General features: G+C 70.9%; 10 protein-coding genes and 1 pseudogene. 8 read left to right on the top strand and 3 right to left on the bottom strand.

Annotated elements, in window-relative coordinates; translation table 11 throughout:
- Positions 1-11: 11 nt before the first annotated feature.
- From ITX44_RS29735 to ITX44_RS29720, 5 genes and pseudogenes are all read left to right on the top strand, one after another.
- Positions 12-1,487, top strand: a pseudogene (locus ITX44_RS29735) (glycoside hydrolase family 76 protein); the annotation flags it as partial.
- Positions 1,476-1,883: a ricin-type beta-trefoil lectin domain protein gene (locus tag ITX44_RS41670; protein ID WP_236061970.1), complete on the top strand. Its 408-nt coding sequence runs from the start codon at positions 1,476-1,478 to the stop codon at positions 1,881-1,883. The pseudogene ITX44_RS29735 and the gene ITX44_RS41670, both read left to right, overlap by 12 nt.
- Before the next feature lie 150 nt (positions 1,884-2,033).
- Positions 2,034-2,393 carry a zinc ribbon domain-containing protein gene (locus ITX44_RS29730; protein WP_236061951.1) on the top strand — a complete coding sequence of 120 codons (360 nt, stop codon included), beginning with the start codon at positions 2,034-2,036 and terminating at the stop codon, positions 2,391-2,393.
- A gap of 176 nt (positions 2,394-2,569) precedes the next feature.
- A complete protein-coding gene (locus tag ITX44_RS29725) occupies positions 2,570-2,884 on the top strand; it encodes a hypothetical protein (protein WP_205360909.1) in 315 nt (104 codons plus the stop codon).
- Positions 2,881-4,560: an amidase gene (locus tag ITX44_RS29720; protein ID WP_205360907.1), complete on the top strand. Its 1,680-nt coding sequence runs from the start codon at positions 2,881-2,883 to the stop codon at positions 4,558-4,560. The genes ITX44_RS29725 and ITX44_RS29720 overlap by 4 nt, the downstream gene beginning before the upstream one ends.
- A gap of 79 nt (positions 4,561-4,639) precedes the next feature.
- Here the strand turns inward: ITX44_RS29720 and ITX44_RS41665 are convergent, their stop codons facing one another.
- The 3 genes from ITX44_RS41665 to ITX44_RS29705 all read right to left on the bottom strand — a co-directional run bounded on the left by ITX44_RS41665 (position 4,640) and on the right by ITX44_RS29705 (position 8,233).
- Entirely contained in the window at positions 4,640-6,376 is a 1,737-nt protein-coding gene (locus ITX44_RS41665; protein WP_205360905.1) for a phospholipase D-like domain-containing protein, read from the bottom strand.
- A 179-nt stretch (positions 6,377-6,555) separates the two neighbouring features.
- The gene (gene wrbA / locus ITX44_RS29710; protein WP_205360903.1) at positions 6,556-7,176 is read right to left on the bottom strand and encodes an NAD(P)H:quinone oxidoreductase; all 621 of its coding nucleotides are present in this window, start codon (positions 7,174-7,176) and stop codon (positions 6,556-6,558) included.
- Between the two features lie 163 nt (positions 7,177-7,339).
- Positions 7,340-8,233, bottom strand: coding sequence for an NAD(P)H-binding protein (locus ITX44_RS29705; protein WP_205360902.1), 894 nt, complete (start codon positions 8,231-8,233; stop codon positions 7,340-7,342).
- 79 nt (positions 8,234-8,312) lie between these two features.
- Here ITX44_RS29705 and ITX44_RS29700 point away from each other — a divergent pair, with 79 nt between their 5' ends.
- The 3 genes from ITX44_RS29700 (at position 8,313) to ITX44_RS29690 (ending at position 15,420) form a co-directional block, all read left to right on the top strand.
- On the top strand, positions 8,313-8,957 hold the full coding sequence (locus ITX44_RS29700) for a TetR/AcrR family transcriptional regulator (protein ID WP_205360900.1): 645 nt from the start codon (positions 8,313-8,315) through the stop codon (positions 8,955-8,957).
- Between the two features lie 334 nt (positions 8,958-9,291).
- Positions 9,292-12,375: a GH92 family glycosyl hydrolase gene (locus tag ITX44_RS29695; protein ID WP_307795553.1), complete on the top strand. Its 3,084-nt coding sequence runs from the start codon at positions 9,292-9,294 to the stop codon at positions 12,373-12,375.
- Between the two features lie 246 nt (positions 12,376-12,621).
- Positions 12,622-15,420, top strand: a complete 2,799-nt coding sequence (locus ITX44_RS29690; protein ID WP_205360898.1) for a glycoside hydrolase family 3 C-terminal domain-containing protein — start codon at positions 12,622-12,624, stop codon at positions 15,418-15,420.
- Positions 15,421-15,514 lie beyond the last annotated feature (94 nt).

The following is a 15,514-nucleotide window of genomic DNA, read 5'->3' as shown; positions in this document are numbered from 1 at the left end:
TGAGCGTGTGGATGTGGGCTCGGGTACGTGCGAAATGGGCAGGAGCGGCCGCCCTGCTGGCCGTGATCGCGACATCGGCGCCGGCCGCGGCCGCCGCGCCGCATGCCAGGGAACAGGCCAAGGGACAAGCCGCGACGGCCGCCGCCACCACGATCTGCGACACCTACTGCGACGGCCGTGACCCGGCCCTCGCCACCCAGGACCGCGTGCCGGTCACCGCGACCATCGCCGGCCGCACCCTGCGCCTTCATTTGTCCGACAACGATGTCATGGGCTGGGCGGAGACCGGCAACGGCGGGGCCGGCGACGAGGTCTGGCTGGACCGGTCGTTCGACGGCGGCCGGACGTGGGGGTCGGGCAGCAAGCTGGGCGACACCTCGGCGCCGGCCGGCACCGGCGGCTGGCGCACCCTCATGTACAACGTGGACGACTGGAACAACCAGGGCGTGGGCGCCCTGCGGGCCTGCGGGCAGCCGGCCGGGCAGACCGGGATCGCGTGCACCGCGTGGGCCCGGGTGAACCGGAACGCCTGGAGCCGGCCGACCGCAGCCGCCACCGGCATGATGACGTTCTACAACCGCGGCACCGGCCTGTTCGACACCACCGGCTGGTGGAACTCCGCGAACGCCCTGACCGCGCTGATCGACGACATCCGGGTGACGGGCATGCCCAGTTACTCGTACGCGATCTCCACCACCTACGCCGACCAGGGCGGCGGCAACTTCACCAACGAGTACATCGACGACACCGGCTGGTGGGGACTGGCCTGGCTGGACGCGTACGCCCTGACGGGCGACAGCCGGTACCTGAACACCGCCCGGGCCGACGCCGATTACATGGCGGGCTTCTGGGACGGCACCTGCGGCGGCGGGGTGTGGTGGCGCAACGACCGGACGTACAAGAACGCCATCGCCAACGAGCTGTACCTGGAGCTGACCGCGAAGCTGCACCTGTACCTGCCGGGCGACACCACGTATCTGTCCCGGGCCCGGCAGGAGTGGTCCTGGTTCAGCTCCTCCGGCATGATCAACGGCTCGCACCTGGTCAACGACGGCCTGGACACCGCGAGTTGCGCCAACAACAACGGGGTGACCTGGACGTACAACCAGGGTGTGCTGCTCGGCGGGCTGAGCGCGCTCTACCAGGCCACCGGGCAGGGCTCGTTGCTCACCTCGGCCCGGCAGATCGCGGACGCGGCGACCACCTCCACGTACCTGAATCCGGGCGGCGTGCTGACCGAGCCGTGCGAGGGCGGTGACTGCGGCGGCGACGGGCCGTCGTTCAAGGGTGCGTTCGTCCGGGGGCTGGCCGATCTGAACGCTGTGGTCTCCGGCCACCCGTACACCGGCTGGCTCCAGCACCAGGCGGACACCGCCTACGCGGCCGACCGCAACAGCCTGGACGTGTACGGGCTGCACTGGGCCGGGCCGTGGGACACCCAGCAGGCGGCGCGGCAGCAGAGCGCGCTGGATCTGATGAACGCGGCCGTCGCCCCGGCGGACCGCACCGGGCGGATCACCGGCTACGGCGGCCTGTGCGTGGACGACGCCTCCTCGAACACCGCCGACTACAACCCGGTGCAGGTGTGGACGTGCAACGGCACCGGCGCCCAGAACTGGACGGTGGGCGCCGACCGTACGGTCCGGGACTTCGGCAAGTGCCTGGACGTGTACGGCTCCGGCACCGCGAACGGCACCACCGTGGACCTCTACACCTGCAACGGCACCGCCGCGCAGGTGTGGGTGCCGCAGCCGAACGGCGCGCTGCTCAACCCGCCCTCGGGCAAGTGCCTGGACGACACCGGCTGGTCCACCACGCCCGGCACCCAGCTGGAGATCTGGGACTGCACCGGCGGCGCCAATCAGCAGTGGACCCTGCCTTGATCCCTGCGCTGATCCCGGGCCCTGATCCCGGCCCCGCCGGTCCCTGCGTGATCGACCCGGTGTGATCAACTTCTGCCCCCCGGCCGCGTCCGCCGCGGCCGGGTGCGGCACACTCTCCTCGACAAGGGCGTCCCGCGGGGACGGCCACCAATGACGAGGGGGGACCCGTCCATGCTCATCCTCTTCGGTACCCGTAGTTATCTGTACCGGCTGGCCATGATCACCCTGCTGTGCGGGGCCTGCGGCAACCCGGCCGCGCACACGCTCCGCAAGCGGGTGATGAAGTTCACGCTCTTCTTCGTGCCGCTGTTCCCGATCAGCACCAAGTACTCCACGCAGTGCACCTTCTGCGGCGCCGAGCACGCCCTGCCCAAGGAACAGGCCGAACAGCTCCGCCTCCAGGCCCAGGGCCAGCCGCAGCCGGCCCAGTCGCAGGCCGCCGCTCCCCAGGCGTACGGCCAGGGCGGCGGACAGGGCGCGCCGTACCAGGGCAACCCCTACCAGAACTGACATCGAACGTCCGGCACGCGCCCGAACACCTGTGTTACGGGCGCGTTGACGGTGGCCGGAACCGGTGAGCGGGTGGCTCCGGCGACGGTACGCCGCGGTCATTCCGGCGAAACACCCACTGATCATCCTGGCGGCGCGGCTTCTCCCCCCGGCCGTGAGCGCTAAGGAGATCCCAGGTGTCAGTCAGCCCAGCCAATCTCACCGACGACCAGCTCAACGCCTATATCAAGGCCCGACTCGTCATCTCCGGCATCGACCTGTCCCTCTTCCCGGCCACGCCCGACCCGGTGACCGGGGCGCCCACGCAGGACCAGGTCCTGTCGTCGCTGCGCGGCTTCATCCGGACGAATCCGGCCGTGATCAACACCTGGCGGCCCGCCGACCCCAAGGCGACCGCGCAGAACGCGGCGATGCTCAGCCAGATGCTGTATCCGCCGCTGGAGTATCCGTCGATCACCGAGGCGTGGACCGGGAAGGCGGTCGGGGCATGAGCGCGCGCGAGGTGAACCGCCGTGCCTTCCTGGCGGGTTCGGCCACAGTGGCGGCGGGGGTCGGCGCGGGCGTCGGCGTGCCGCTGCTCGGTACCGCCACGGCCGCGCAGGCCGCCCCCGCCTTCGCGCCCGGCCGCGCGCCCGAGGTGAAGATCCCCGACGTGGCCGTACGGCCGCAGGTGCTGGCCGACCCGACCGAAGCGACCCTCGCCGAGGCGGTCACGCTCATCCGCCGCGGGAAGCTGACCTCGCTGGACCTGGTGCACGCGCTGCTGGACCGGATCGGCACGTACGAACCGGTGTACCTGGCCTTCAACGCCATCGACGCGGACGGCGCCACCGCCGCCGCGCGGGCCCAGGACCGCCGCCGTACCGGCCCGCTGGGCGGCATCCCGCTGTGCATCAAGGACAACTACTACACGGCGGGGCTGCCCACCACGGCGAACTCCTTCGTCTTCCAGGACTTCGTGCCGCCCTACGACGCGACGTCCGTGGCCCGGCTGAAGGCGGCCGGCGGCATCGTGCTGGGCAAGGGGCAGATGGGGCCGCTGGCCACCACCCGGGCGACCACGCCCAACGGCACGGTCACCACGGTCAACGCCTGGACGCCCACCGACATCACCGTGGACCCGGGCGGCTCGTCCACCGGGCCGGGCTGCGCGGTGGCCGGCCGCCTGGCGACCTCCGCGATCGGCACCCAGACCGGCGGCAGCATCGTCAACCCCTCCAACGCCCAGAACCTGACCGGGCTCAAGCCCACCATGGGCCGCACCTCGATCTACGGGGTCATCCCGCTGTCCTACACCCGCGACCACAGCGGACCGCTGGCCCGTACCGCCCTGGACGCCGCCATCATGCTCGCGGTCATGGCCGGGCCCGACCCCAATGACGTACGCACCCAGGGGCTGCCGGCGCCGGCCGACTACATCACCTCGGCGCTCCCGGTCCGCCGCGGCAAGCAGGTGGTGATGCGCCGCCGGGTACGGATCGGGGTGCCGCCGGACTACCTGGCCGCCTCCGCCGGAGCGGGCGTGCTGGCCCTGCGCCGCGCCTTCCTCGCCACCATGGCCGCGATACCCGGCGCGACCGTGGTGGACGTGACCTACCCGGACGACTGGGACCTGATGACCGGGGTGTTCAACAACGTCCGGCTCAGCGAACGCACCGAGGAGATGCTGCCGTTCCTCCAGCGGGACCCCAAGCTCCTCGGGGTCTCCTCGCTGTCCTGGCTGCAGGGCCTGTTCCTGTCCGGCGACGAGTGGGTGACCGGGCAGCGCGCCAAGACCCGGCTGCTGCGCGAGGTGCTGGACGGCGTGTTCGGCCAGTGCGACGTGGTGCTGCAGACCGGCCCGACCCAGTTCGACCAGATCGGCCTGCCCGAACTGGCCCTGCCCATCGGCTTCCAGGCGGTCGGCGCCAACCCGAAGGTGCCGGTGGGCACCATCCTGGGCGGCCAGCCGTACGAGGAGGACCTGCTGCTGGAGGTGGCGGCCGCCTACCAGGCGGTCACCGACTGGCACGACCAGCGCCCCGCCGATCCGCCGGCCCCGGCGGCGGCCCGTACCACCCTGGCCGCGCCGCAGTCCCGCGCCGCCGCCGCGAGCCGCGCCACCCCAGAAGAGCGCGGCGCCGTCCACCGCCTGTCCGCGACGGAGGCCCTGAGCCGTACCGCCTGACGGGCACGTGGCCGCCGGTCTCCCCGATCGGAACCGGCGGCCACGCTCGTCGTCAGCGGTACGCCTCAGGGGTACGTGGTCAGCTCACGTTGAACGAGGTGTCGTCGATGACGAACGACGTCTGGAGCGTGGAATCCTCGCTGCCGGTGAACTTCAGCGTGACCGTCTGCCCGGCGTAGCCGGACAGGCTGAAGGTGTGCTGGGTGTAGCCGGTGTTGTGGTTGAGGTTGGAGTAGGTGCCCAGCGTCTTCAGCACCGTGCCGGAGCTGTTCAGCAGCTGGGCGGTGAGCGTGTCGTACGCCGTGGAGGTGCTGGTCTCCGCGGTGTCGATGTGCAGCCAGAAGCCGGCGGTGTACGTCGTGCAGGTGCTCGGCACGGTCACCGTCTGGGACAGGGTGTCGGTGTGGGTGCTGCCGTAGCCGTCCATCCACGCTTTCCAGGAGCCGGAGTGGGCGGTCTCGCCGGTGGAGTTGCTGACCACGCCGCTGCTGGCGGTCCAGGGCGCGGCGGTGCCGGTCTCGAAGCCGGGGTTGCCGAGCAGCTGGGCCGGGGTGCAGCCGGTGCCGCCGGAGGAGCCGACGGTCCAGGTGAAGGACGCGGTTCCGGAAGGGCCGGTGCTGTCGGTGGCCTTCACGGTGACCGCGTAGCTCCCCGCGGTGGTCGGGGTGCCGGAGATCAGCCCGGTGCCGGAGTTGACGGACAGGCCGGGCGGCAGCCCGGTCGCCGAGTACGACAGGGTGCCGCCGGCGGTGTCCGAGGCGGAGATCTGCAGGCTCACCGCGGTGCCGACCGGGGTGGTCCGATCGCCGGGGGCGGTCACGGTCACGCCGGTCGGGGCGCTGCTGCCGAAGTCGGCGTCGAACGCGGACTCGATACCGCCGATCACGCCCGAATCGCTGATGATCAGGCCGAGTTCGCGGTTGTGGTTGAGGGAGTTGTCGGAGAAGTTCTCCGAGCCGGCGAACACCTTGGCGATGGCGGTGCCGTAGTCGGCCACGATCGCCTTGGCGTGGATGTAGTAGCCGGTGGAGCTCGTGTACGTCTTCACCTTGCCGCCGGCCGCGGTGACCTGGTTGAGCTGGGTCGTGTAGGAGTTGCTCTCGTTCTCGGCCACCACCCGGACCGCCACGCCGCGCTGCGCGTCCGCGACGATCGCGTTGACCAGCGCGGTGTCGCCGAACTCCTCCTCTTCGACGTCCAGGCTGTGCTGGGCGCCGTTGACCAGCGACAGCAGCCGGCTCTGCGAGTCGGTGGGGGACCACACCAGGTCGGTGCCGTCCGAGGGGGTCACCGAGGTCTTGGCGTAGTCGGCGTTGAAGACCTGCTCGATCGCGGCCACGTCGGCGCTGTCGGTGTCGAAGACGCCGTAGTCGCGCGAGGTCGAGTAGTAGGTGGTGTCGAAGTTCCCGGTGCTGATGTACGACTTCGCGCCGTCCACGGTGATCGTCTTCTGGTGGGTGTAGACGAAGGCCGAGGAGGAGTAGGTCACGCCGACGCCGCCCGCGGACAGCGTGCTGTAGGCGGAGCCGTTGACGGAGGTCTGCTGGGCGTCCAAGATCACGCGGACCTTCACGCCTGCCTTCTCCTTGGTCACCAGGTCGTTGACCAAAGTGGTGTCGCGCAGTTCGTAGATCGTCACGTCGATCGACGCCGTCGCCGAGTTGACGAAGGAGTAGATCGCGCTCTCGCCCTGGTCCGGCAGGACCACCAGCGAATAGGTGCCGCCCGCGGCGTGCGCGGTCAGCGGGGTGAGGGCCAGGGCCGCGGTGGTGGCACCTGCGGCCAGGGTGCGTATCAGACGTCGGGTCACGCCCATCGGAGCTGTCTCCTGACGGTAGCGGGCATCGTGCAACGCGCGTAGCGCCCTCAAGTACGACACAGGGCCCGGACGGCGTGAACCTCTGACATGTATAGGTCACATTAAGAGCTGGTCAAAGGGTGCGGGGCCCGGCTTCTGCCGGGCCCCGCACCCTTTGACGCGAATTCAACGGCCGGTCACTCCGCGGCCAGGCCCGCCTGCAGGGCGGCGGCGATGGTGGCCACCCGCTTGCCCTGGAACTCGGCGGAGGCGCGGGCGGTGTCGTCCACCGGGATCGTGCCGTTGCCGTTGACGTGGCTGGTGCCGTACGGGTTGCCGTCGGCGAACTTGACCGGGTCGGTGTAGCCGGGCGCCACGACGATCCCGCCGAAGTGGTGGAAGCTGTTGTACAGCGCGAGCAGCGTGGACTCCTGGCCGCCGTGGGCGGTGGCCGTGGCGGTGAAGCCGCTGTAGACCTTGTCCGCGAGCTTGCCCTCGGCCCACATGCCGCCGAGCGTGTCCAGGAACTGCTTGAGCTGGCTCGCGACGTTGCCGAACCGGGTCGGGGTGCCGAAGACCACGGCGTCGGCCCACTCGAGGTCGTCCGTGGTGGCCACCGGCACGTCCTGGGTGGCGGCGACGTGGTCGGCCCAGCCCTGGTTGGCGGCGATGGCCTCCTGCGGCGCGAGCTCGGGAACCTTGAGCAGCCGCACCTCGGCGCCGGCGTTCTTCGCGCCCGCCACCACCGACTGGGCGAGCTCGTACACAGTGCCGGTCGAGGAGTAGTAGACGACCGCGACCTTCGCGGGCACAGGCATGGTGATGTCCTTGCTCTAGACGGAACGATGCAGGAGAACCGGTCCCGTCCCAGAGCCTAACCCATATTGTTGAGTGTTCAACCTCGCTCCCGTGCGGCGTCGATCACGTACGCCCAGCGTCCGGCCGGGACCGCGTACGCGACCGAAGCGGGCCGGCCCGGGCTCAGGCGGCCCGCACCGCCGGCCGCAGCACCTCCTCGCACCACTGCCGGAAGGTGGTGGGGGTGTCGATCGCGTGCCGCGGGGTGCGGACGACGCCGTTGTCCAGGCCGTCGACCTTGGCCACCGCCATGTCCACCATGCTCCGGGCCATCGCCTCGGAGGCGCCGTTGCCGGTGAACAGGTCCTTGAACGCCTGGTAGGGCATCCGCTCGTACCGCACCGGGAAGCCGAGCACGTCGGTCATGACGGCGGCCATGTCGTTGTTGGACAGGTCCTCGGGGCCGATGACCGGGACCTCCTCCTGCCCGGTCCAGGAGGAGTCGAGCAGCAGGCGGGCCGCGACGGCGGCGATGTCGCGGGTGGCGACCAGCGGCATGGCGCGGTCGGGGGAGACGGCGTCGTAGAACACCCCCTGCGTCTTGATCCCGCGGACCTGCCGCAGCACGTTGTCCATGAACGAGGGCATGGTCAGCGCCCGGAACGCCGCGCCGGTGCCGGCGATCAGGTCGTCCATGGCCAGCGACGCGGTCACGTGCCCGGCCCGGGCGGCAGGCGGGGTGCCGCGGCCGAGCGCGCTCACGTCCACGACCCGCTTGACGCCGCAGGCGCGCATCGCCTCGGCGGCGGGACGGGTGAAGCCGACGTAGGCCTCGTCTACGCTGACGGCGTGGCGATCGGTCGGCAGCAGCCAGAACAGGGCGTCGGCGCCCTCGAAGGCACGGGCGACGACCTGCGGATCGCCGTGCGAGCCCTGGACGACCTCCACCTGTTCCCGGACCGCGTCCGGCAGCCGGGCGGGATCGCGTACGACGACCCGGACCGGCTCTCCGCCGGCCAGTACGCGGCCGAGCACCTGGCGTCCGATGTGTCCGGTGGGAGTGGTGATGACGATCATGCGGAATCTCCATGGGTGGGGCTCGAATGCCTGACCAAGTAAACTCCACCGTACCGTTTACTTTTGAGGATGCAAGTCGATGAGCCGAGAGACCGAGCCGCGACGCCGTGGCGAGCAGCGCCGTGGCGAGGAACTGCGCCGCCACATCCTGTTCGTGGCCAAGGACGTGTTCCTGCAGAGCGGTTTCGAGCGCGCGTCGATGGATGTCGTGGCGCAGCGCGCCGGCACCTCCAAGCGGTCGCTCTACGCGCACTTCGAGAGCAAGGACAAGCTGTTCCGCGCGGTCATGGACCTGGTCCGCGAGCTGTACCTGGGCCGGCTGCGGACCCCGGAGGCGTACGCCGAGGATCCCGTGGAGGCGGTGACGCGGTTCTGCGGCCGCTTCCTGCAGTTGATGTCGTGGGAGTCCCAGGTCCGTACCGCCCGGCTGATCATCGCCGAGGCCGAACGGCTGCCCGGCATTTCGGGCGCCTATTTCGACGCCACCTTCGCCACCACCTACGAGCGACTGGCCGGCTATGTCGCGCAGCGGTACGCGATGGACCCCGCCGACAGCGCGGCTTTCGCCGAGGGCCTGCTCGGCCGCGCCGTCCTGCCGAAGCTGATGCGCACCCTGCTCGGTGTGGAGGAGGCGGTCAAGGACATGCCCGAGGAGGAGCGCCTGGCCGAGGACGTCGACCTGGACGCGATCCGGCGGCTGGTGACGGCGGCTCTGCCCGGCTGAGGCGCGGGCCCGTTGCGATCGAACCGCGGTCGGGACACGGTCGGGACACCGACGAGGTGCGGTCGAAGTGCGGTGGAGTCGCGGTCGAATTGACCCTGAGCTGCGGCTGAGTTGCGCCGACGTGTGGCGAAATCCTTCGGCGCTGCACGAGGGTTGACGCCGTATTGTGGGTACAGCCAGACTGCCCGAGGCGCTGACAACGATGTCAAGCCAGTTGTTTTCCAAGCTGACGACGGAAGGGTCAGGCGACGCAATGGCGCTTCGGCTTCCCGGCAGACCGGACCGGCTGCGCGGAACACGTAAAAGATGGAACCGATGGAGCAGGGCGGGCACCGTGGTCGCGGTGCTCGCGGCGGTCGCGGGCACCGCCCCCGCCGCCGCGGTGGCCGCCTCGGCGCCCGGCAGCGATGGGCTGGTGTCGGACCCGACGGCCTACGTGAACAACTTCATCGGCACGAAGAAGGGCGTGGACTGGGAGAACATCTTCCCCGGTGTGACCGCGCCCTTCGGCATGATGCAGTTCAGCCCGGACACCACCTCGGGCGGGACCGGCTACAACTACGACGACTCCGCGATCCGCGGGTTCAGCCTCGACCACTTCTCCGGCGGCTGCTCGTCCTTCGGCGACATCCCGCTGCTGCCGGTCACCGGCGCGGTCGGCAGCGACCCGGCCGCCCGCACCGAGCACTTCACGCACAGCGAGGAGAGCGCGTCCCCCGGCTCGTACGCGGTGCACCTCACCGACTCCGACGTGCAGGTGCAACTCGGCGCCACCCAGCGCACCGGCATCGCCTCCTTCCAGTACCCGGCCGGCAGCCAGGCCCAGGTGCTGGTGAAGTCGGGCACCAGCCTCGGCGGCGACCTCAAGGCGCAGGTGGACGTGGTCAACGACCACGAGATCGCGGGCACCACCACCCCGCGCGGGCTGTGCAGCAACAGCCAGTACACGATGTATTTCGACATCGTGTTCAGCCGCCCGTTCACCGCGCACGGTACCTGGCAGGGCGGCACGGTCACCCCCGACGCCTCCAGCGCGAGCGGCTCGGGCTCCGGCGCGTACCTGACCTTCGACACCTCTTCCGACCGCACGGTGACGGCCAAGGTCGGCATGTCGTACGTCAGCACCGCCGGCGCCGCGCTCAACCGGGCCGCCGAGATCCCCGGCTGGGACGTCGCCAAGGTGCAGGACCAGACCCGCAAGGACTGGCGCGACGTGCTGCGCCGGGTCGACGTGGGCGGCGCCTCCGCGGACGAACTCACCACCTTCTACACGGCGCTGTACCACAGCTTCCAGTCGCCGAGCGTGTTCAACGACGTCGACGGCCGCTACATCGGCTTCGACAACGTGGTGCACCAGGTGCCCGCGGGCCACACCCAGTACGCGACCTTCTCCGACTGGGACATCTACCGCTCGCTGGCCCCGCTGCAGACCATGCTCTACCCCGACAAGGCCGGCGACATGGCCAACTCGCTGCTGCGCGACGCCCAGCAGCAGGGCGGCTGGTGGCCCAAGTGGCCCTCGCAGAACATGACCGGCAACGTGATGAACGGCGACAACGGCGTACCGCTGTTCGCGCAGTACGTCGCCTACGGCGCCAAGGACGTGGACATCCGCGACGCCCTGCCGATCATGGAGAAGGCCGCCAACCACTCCGAGAAGGTCGGCTGGGGCTGGGTGGAGCGGCCCGGCGTGGAGGACTACGTCAAGCTCGGCTACGCGCCCAACGACGCCAACTCGCAGGGCGACCACGGCCTGCAGGGCGCCTCGGAGACCCTGGAATGGGCGCTGGACGACTTCACGATCTCCCAGCTCGCCTCGGCGATCGGCGACCACACCACCGCCGACACCTACGCCGCGCGCGGCCAGAACTGGCAGAACATCTTCGACCCGAGCACCGGCTACCTGCGCCCGCGTGACGACAACGGCGCCTTCCCGGCAGGTCCCGGCTTCCAGACCCCGCCGGCCGGGGCCTTCGGCCAGGACGGCTACGACGAGGGCAACGCCGCCCAGTACAACTTCTCGGTCCAGCAGGACCTGGCCGGCCTGGTGGCCGCGATGGGTGGCCCGGCGAAGGTGATCCCGCGGCTGGACGACTTCTTCTCCCAGCTCAACGCGGGTGGCAACGCCCCCTACGACTGGGCCGGCAACGAGATCGACACCACCGCGCCGTGGGTCTACGACTACGTGGGCCAGCCCTGGAAGACCCAGGAGGTCACCCGGCGCTTCGAGACCCAGCTGTTCACCACGGCCCCCGACGGACTGCCCGGCAACGACGACAACGGCGCCCTGTCCTCGGAGTACGTGTGGGCCGCGCTCGGCATGATGCCGGCCACCCCCGGCACGCCGACGATCGCCCTGAACAGCCCGCTGGTCAAGCACGCCGTGATCAAGCTCGGCACCGGGCACACCATCACCATCCAGGCCCCGAAGGCCGCGGACGACGCGCCCTACGTGACCTCGATGACGCTCGGCGGGAAGCGGTACGACCACAACGCGCTGCCCGACTCCTTCGCCACCGACGGCGGCAACCTGCGGTTCGACCTGTCCACCCAGCCCAACACCCACCGCGGCACCGCGCCGCAGGACGCCCCGCCGTCGTACCGGGCCCACGAGGTCCCCGCGGTCGGCTACCTGACCCCGACCGGCAACCAGCTCGCCCCCGGCGGCACCAGCCTGCCCGGCACGGTCGGCGTCTCGCAGCTCGCCGGGCACGCCGGCAAGGTGCACTGGACGGCCACCTCGGACGTCCCCGGCGTGACCGTCACCCCGTCCTCGGGCACGCTGGACCTGACCGGCGCGGCCACCGCCCAGGTGCCGGTGACCATCGCCGTGGCCGCGGGCACCCCGTCCGGCTACCACCCGGTCAAGGTCGCGTTCACCACCGACTCCGGGGTGAGCCTGCCCGGCGGCGCGGTCGTGATCACGGTGCCCGCCGCGGACGCCACCGCCACCGCCTGCGACACGCTCGGCACCACCGACACCGAGTGCGGGCTGCGGCTGCGCGACAACGGCGACGGCCACACCGTCGCGGTCACCCTCGGCGGCCGGTCCGGACGCTCCACCACGCCCGGGTCGCCGTACGAGTACTTCGACATCAACAACACGATCGTGCCCGGCGGCACGTACCACGCCACCGTCACGATCGACTACTACGACCACGGCACCGGTAACTGGAGCCTGCAGTACGACGCCGTGGGCAACCACTACAAGTCCACCCCGGCGGTCCAGAAGACCGGCACCGACACCTGGAAGACCGCGACCTTCACGGTGGACGACGCGGCCTTCGGCAACGGCGAGAACGCCGGCACCGACTTCCGCGTCGCCAACGGCGGTGACACCGGCGCCCTCGGCCGTGTCCACGTCGCGGTGAGCGGCGGGAACGTGCTGGCGCTCCACCTGTGCCCGGACGACAACTGACAGGTCGCCCTGGTAATAACCCCTGGCACTGATCCCACTGGATCCCAGCGGCCGCCGGACGCCCTCGTGGCTCCGGCGGCCGCGCTTTTCGCCGCTTTTCACTTTCGATTGGTCCGGACCTTGACCGCGTACCGCGGCACCGGTTCAATCCTTCCGGAAACGTGTACGGGCACCTGACTTCCCCCCACCAGCACCCGGTTCCGGGCGCGTTCAACGTTCCGGGCCGGCCTCAGATCTGGAGGCATCGTGCGCAGCTTCCGTATGCCCAAACGACGGCGAACAGCGGTGATGGCCGCGCTCGCCCTGATCGCGGGCGGCTCCGGGCTGCTCGCGGCGGTGGGCGCGCCCGCGGCGAGCGCGGCGGTCCCGGCCGCCTGTCCCTGGGTGCACTCCACCGCGCCGATCCCGCAGCGGGTCGGCCAGGTGCTGGCCAAGATGACCACCGCGCAGAAGGTGCAGCTCGCCACCGGCTCCGGCGGGTCCAGCTACGTCGGGTTCACCCCGGCGATCGGCTCACTGTGCATCCCCGCGATCAACCTGGAGGACGGCCCGGCGGGTGTCGCCGACGGCATGACCGGCGTCACCCAACTGCCCGCGCCCGTCGCGCTCGCCGCCACCTGGGACACCGCCGCGGAGCAGCGGTACGGCGCCCTGATCGGCGCCGAGGAGGCCGCGAAGGGCACCACGATCGACCTGGGCCCGACCATCAACATCGACCGGGACCCGCGCTGGGGCCGGGCGTTCGAGTCGGTGGGCGAGGACCCGTACCTGAACGGCCAACTCGGTGCCGCGAACATCCGGGGCGTGCAGTCCACCGGAGTGATGGCGCAGGTCAAGCACCTGGCGGTGTACAACCAGGAGACCAACCGCAACACCACCTCGGACAACGCGGTGATCGGCGCCAAGGCGCTGCAGGAGATCTACCTGCCCGCCTTCCAGGACGCGGTCCAGCAGGGCGCCGCCTCCTCCGTGATGTGCTCCTACAGCACGGTCAACGGCACCTACGCCTGCCAGAACCCGACGCTGCTGAACTCCGCGCTGCGGCAGCAGTTCGGCTTCCAGGGCTTCGTCACCTCCGACTGGGGCGCCACGCACTCCACCGCGGCCTCCGCGAACTCCGGGCTGGACCAGGACATGCCCGGCAACGACGGCTTCTACGGCAGCGCGCTGACCAACGCCGTCAACTCCGGCCAGGTCAGCCAGACCACGCTCAACACGATGACCTCCCGCGTGCTGACCGAGATGTTCGCGTTCGGCCTGTTCGACAAGGCGCCCAGCGGATCGCCCGCGCAGACCGCCACCTCCACCGCGAACCAGAACTCGGCGACGCAACTCGCCGCCGAGGGCACGGTGCTGCTGAAGAACAGCGGCAACGTCCTGCCGTTCACTTCCGCCACCAAGTCCATCGCGGTGATCGGCGCCGACGCCTCCACCAGCGTCCAGAGCGCGGGCGGCGGCAGCGCGGCCGTCAACTCCAGCGGCACCGTCACCCCGTTGCAGGGCATCCAGGCCCGGGCCGGCAGCGGCGCCACCGTCACGTACAACAACGGCTCCAGCACCAGCTCGGCCGCCAGCGCCGCGGCCGCCGCGAACGTCGCGGTCGTCTTCGTCAGCGACTTCGAGTCCGAGGGCAGCGACCTGGGCGGCATCGACCTGTCCAGCGCCCAGAACAACCTGATCTCGGCGGTCGCCGCCGCCAACCCCAACACCGTGGTCGTGCTGAACACCGGCTCCGCGGTCACCATGCCCTGGGCCGGCTCCGTCAAGGGCGTCCTGGAGGCCTGGTACTCCGGCCAGGGCGACGGCACCGCCATCGCGTCCCTGCTGTTCGGCGACACCAACCCGTCGGGGCACCTGCCGGTCACCTTCCCGACGTCCCTGTCCCAGGTGCCCGCCCACACCACCGCGCAGTGGCCGGGCAGCGGCGGCACCGTGCAGTACAGCGAGGGCGTGGACGTCGGCTACCGGTGGTACGACGCCAACCACCTGACCCCGCTGTTCCCGTTCGGGTACGGCCTGTCGTACACCGGCTTCGCCTTCAGCAACCTCCAGGTGGGCACCCTCGCGGCCGGCGGCACCGCCACCGTGACCGCGACCGTCACCAACACCGGCACCCGGGCCGGCTCGGACGTGGCGCAGCTCTACGTCAGCCAGCCCGCCTCCGCCGGCGAACCGCCCAAGCAGCTCCAGGGCTTCGCCCGGGTCACCCTCCAGCCCGGCGCCAGCCAGACCGTCACCTTCCCGCTGACCCAGCGCGCCCTGTCCGCCTACGACGCCACCGCCAACGCCTGGACCACCGCCACCGGCACGTACACCGTCGCGGTCGGCGACTCCGCGGCGAACCTCCCGCTGACCGGCACCCTGAACGTCACCTCCGCGCAGCTCGGGAAGCCGCTGACCGTCACCAACCCCGGCGCCCAGGAGGGCCTGGCCGGCACGGCCGTCTCGGTGCAGGTCGCGGCGCAGGACACCACCGCGGGCCAGACCCCCGCGTTCAGCGCCACCGGACTGCCCCCGGGCACGTCGATCTCCACCGGCGGCCAGATCACCGGCACCCCGAGCCAGCCGGGCACGTACACCGTGGACGTCACCGCCCGGGACGCGGCCGGGGCGCAGGGCGTGACGACCTTCCTGTGGACCGTCGTGCCCGCCGACGCCACCCCCGCCCTTCCGCTCGTCGGCTACCAGGGCCTGTGCCTGGACGTGGCCGGCGACAACAACACCGACGGCACCAAGGCCGAGGTCTACTCCTGCAACGGCACCAACGGGCAGGCCTGGGCCGAGCAGTCCGACGGCACGATCCGGGCGGCCGGCAAGTGCCTGGACGTGAAGGCCGCGGGCACCGCCAACGGCACCCTGGTCGACCTCTACTCCTGCAACGGCACGGTCGCGCAGGTGTGGCAGCGCCAGGCCAACGGCTCGCTGCGCAACCCCAACTCCGGCCGGTGCCTGGACGACACCAACCTGTCCACCACCAACGGCACGCAGGTGCAGATCTGGGACTGCAACGGTGGCGCCAACCAGGTCTGGAAGCCGCCGGTATGAGCCCTGACCGCACGTCCTGACCGCACGTCCTGACCGCACGGCTCCCGCACACCTCTCGTACGGCCGGTCCCGGGTCCTCGTGCCCGCGGGCCGG

The organism is Actinacidiphila acididurans (genome assembly GCF_016918855.1).
Lineage (GTDB): Bacteria > Actinomycetota > Actinomycetes > Streptomycetales > Streptomycetaceae > Actinacidiphila > Actinacidiphila acididurans.
This window is presented reverse-complemented; position numbering and strand designations above follow the sequence as displayed.

Coding starts and splice junctions, on each gene's coding strand:
- ITX44_RS41670 (WP_236061970.1), top strand. CDS start 1,476: ATGAACGCGGCCGTCGCCCCGGCGGACCGCACCGGGCGGATCACCGGC.
- ITX44_RS29730 (WP_236061951.1), top strand. CDS start 2,034: ATGACGAGGGGGGACCCGTCCATGCTCATCCTCTTCGGTACCCGTAGT.
- wrbA (WP_205360903.1), bottom strand. CDS start 7,176: ATGCCTGTGCCCGCGAAGGTCGCGGTCGTCTACTACTCCTCGACCGGC.
- ITX44_RS29705 (WP_205360902.1), bottom strand. CDS start 8,233: ATGATCGTCATCACCACTCCCACCGGACACATCGGACGCCAGGTGCTC.
- ITX44_RS41665 (WP_205360905.1), bottom strand. CDS start 6,376: ATGGGCGTGACCCGACGTCTGATACGCACCCTGGCCGCAGGTGCCACC.
- ITX44_RS29700 (WP_205360900.1), top strand. CDS start 8,313: ATGAGCCGAGAGACCGAGCCGCGACGCCGTGGCGAGCAGCGCCGTGGC.
- ITX44_RS29720 (WP_205360907.1), top strand. CDS start 2,881: ATGAGCGCGCGCGAGGTGAACCGCCGTGCCTTCCTGGCGGGTTCGGCC.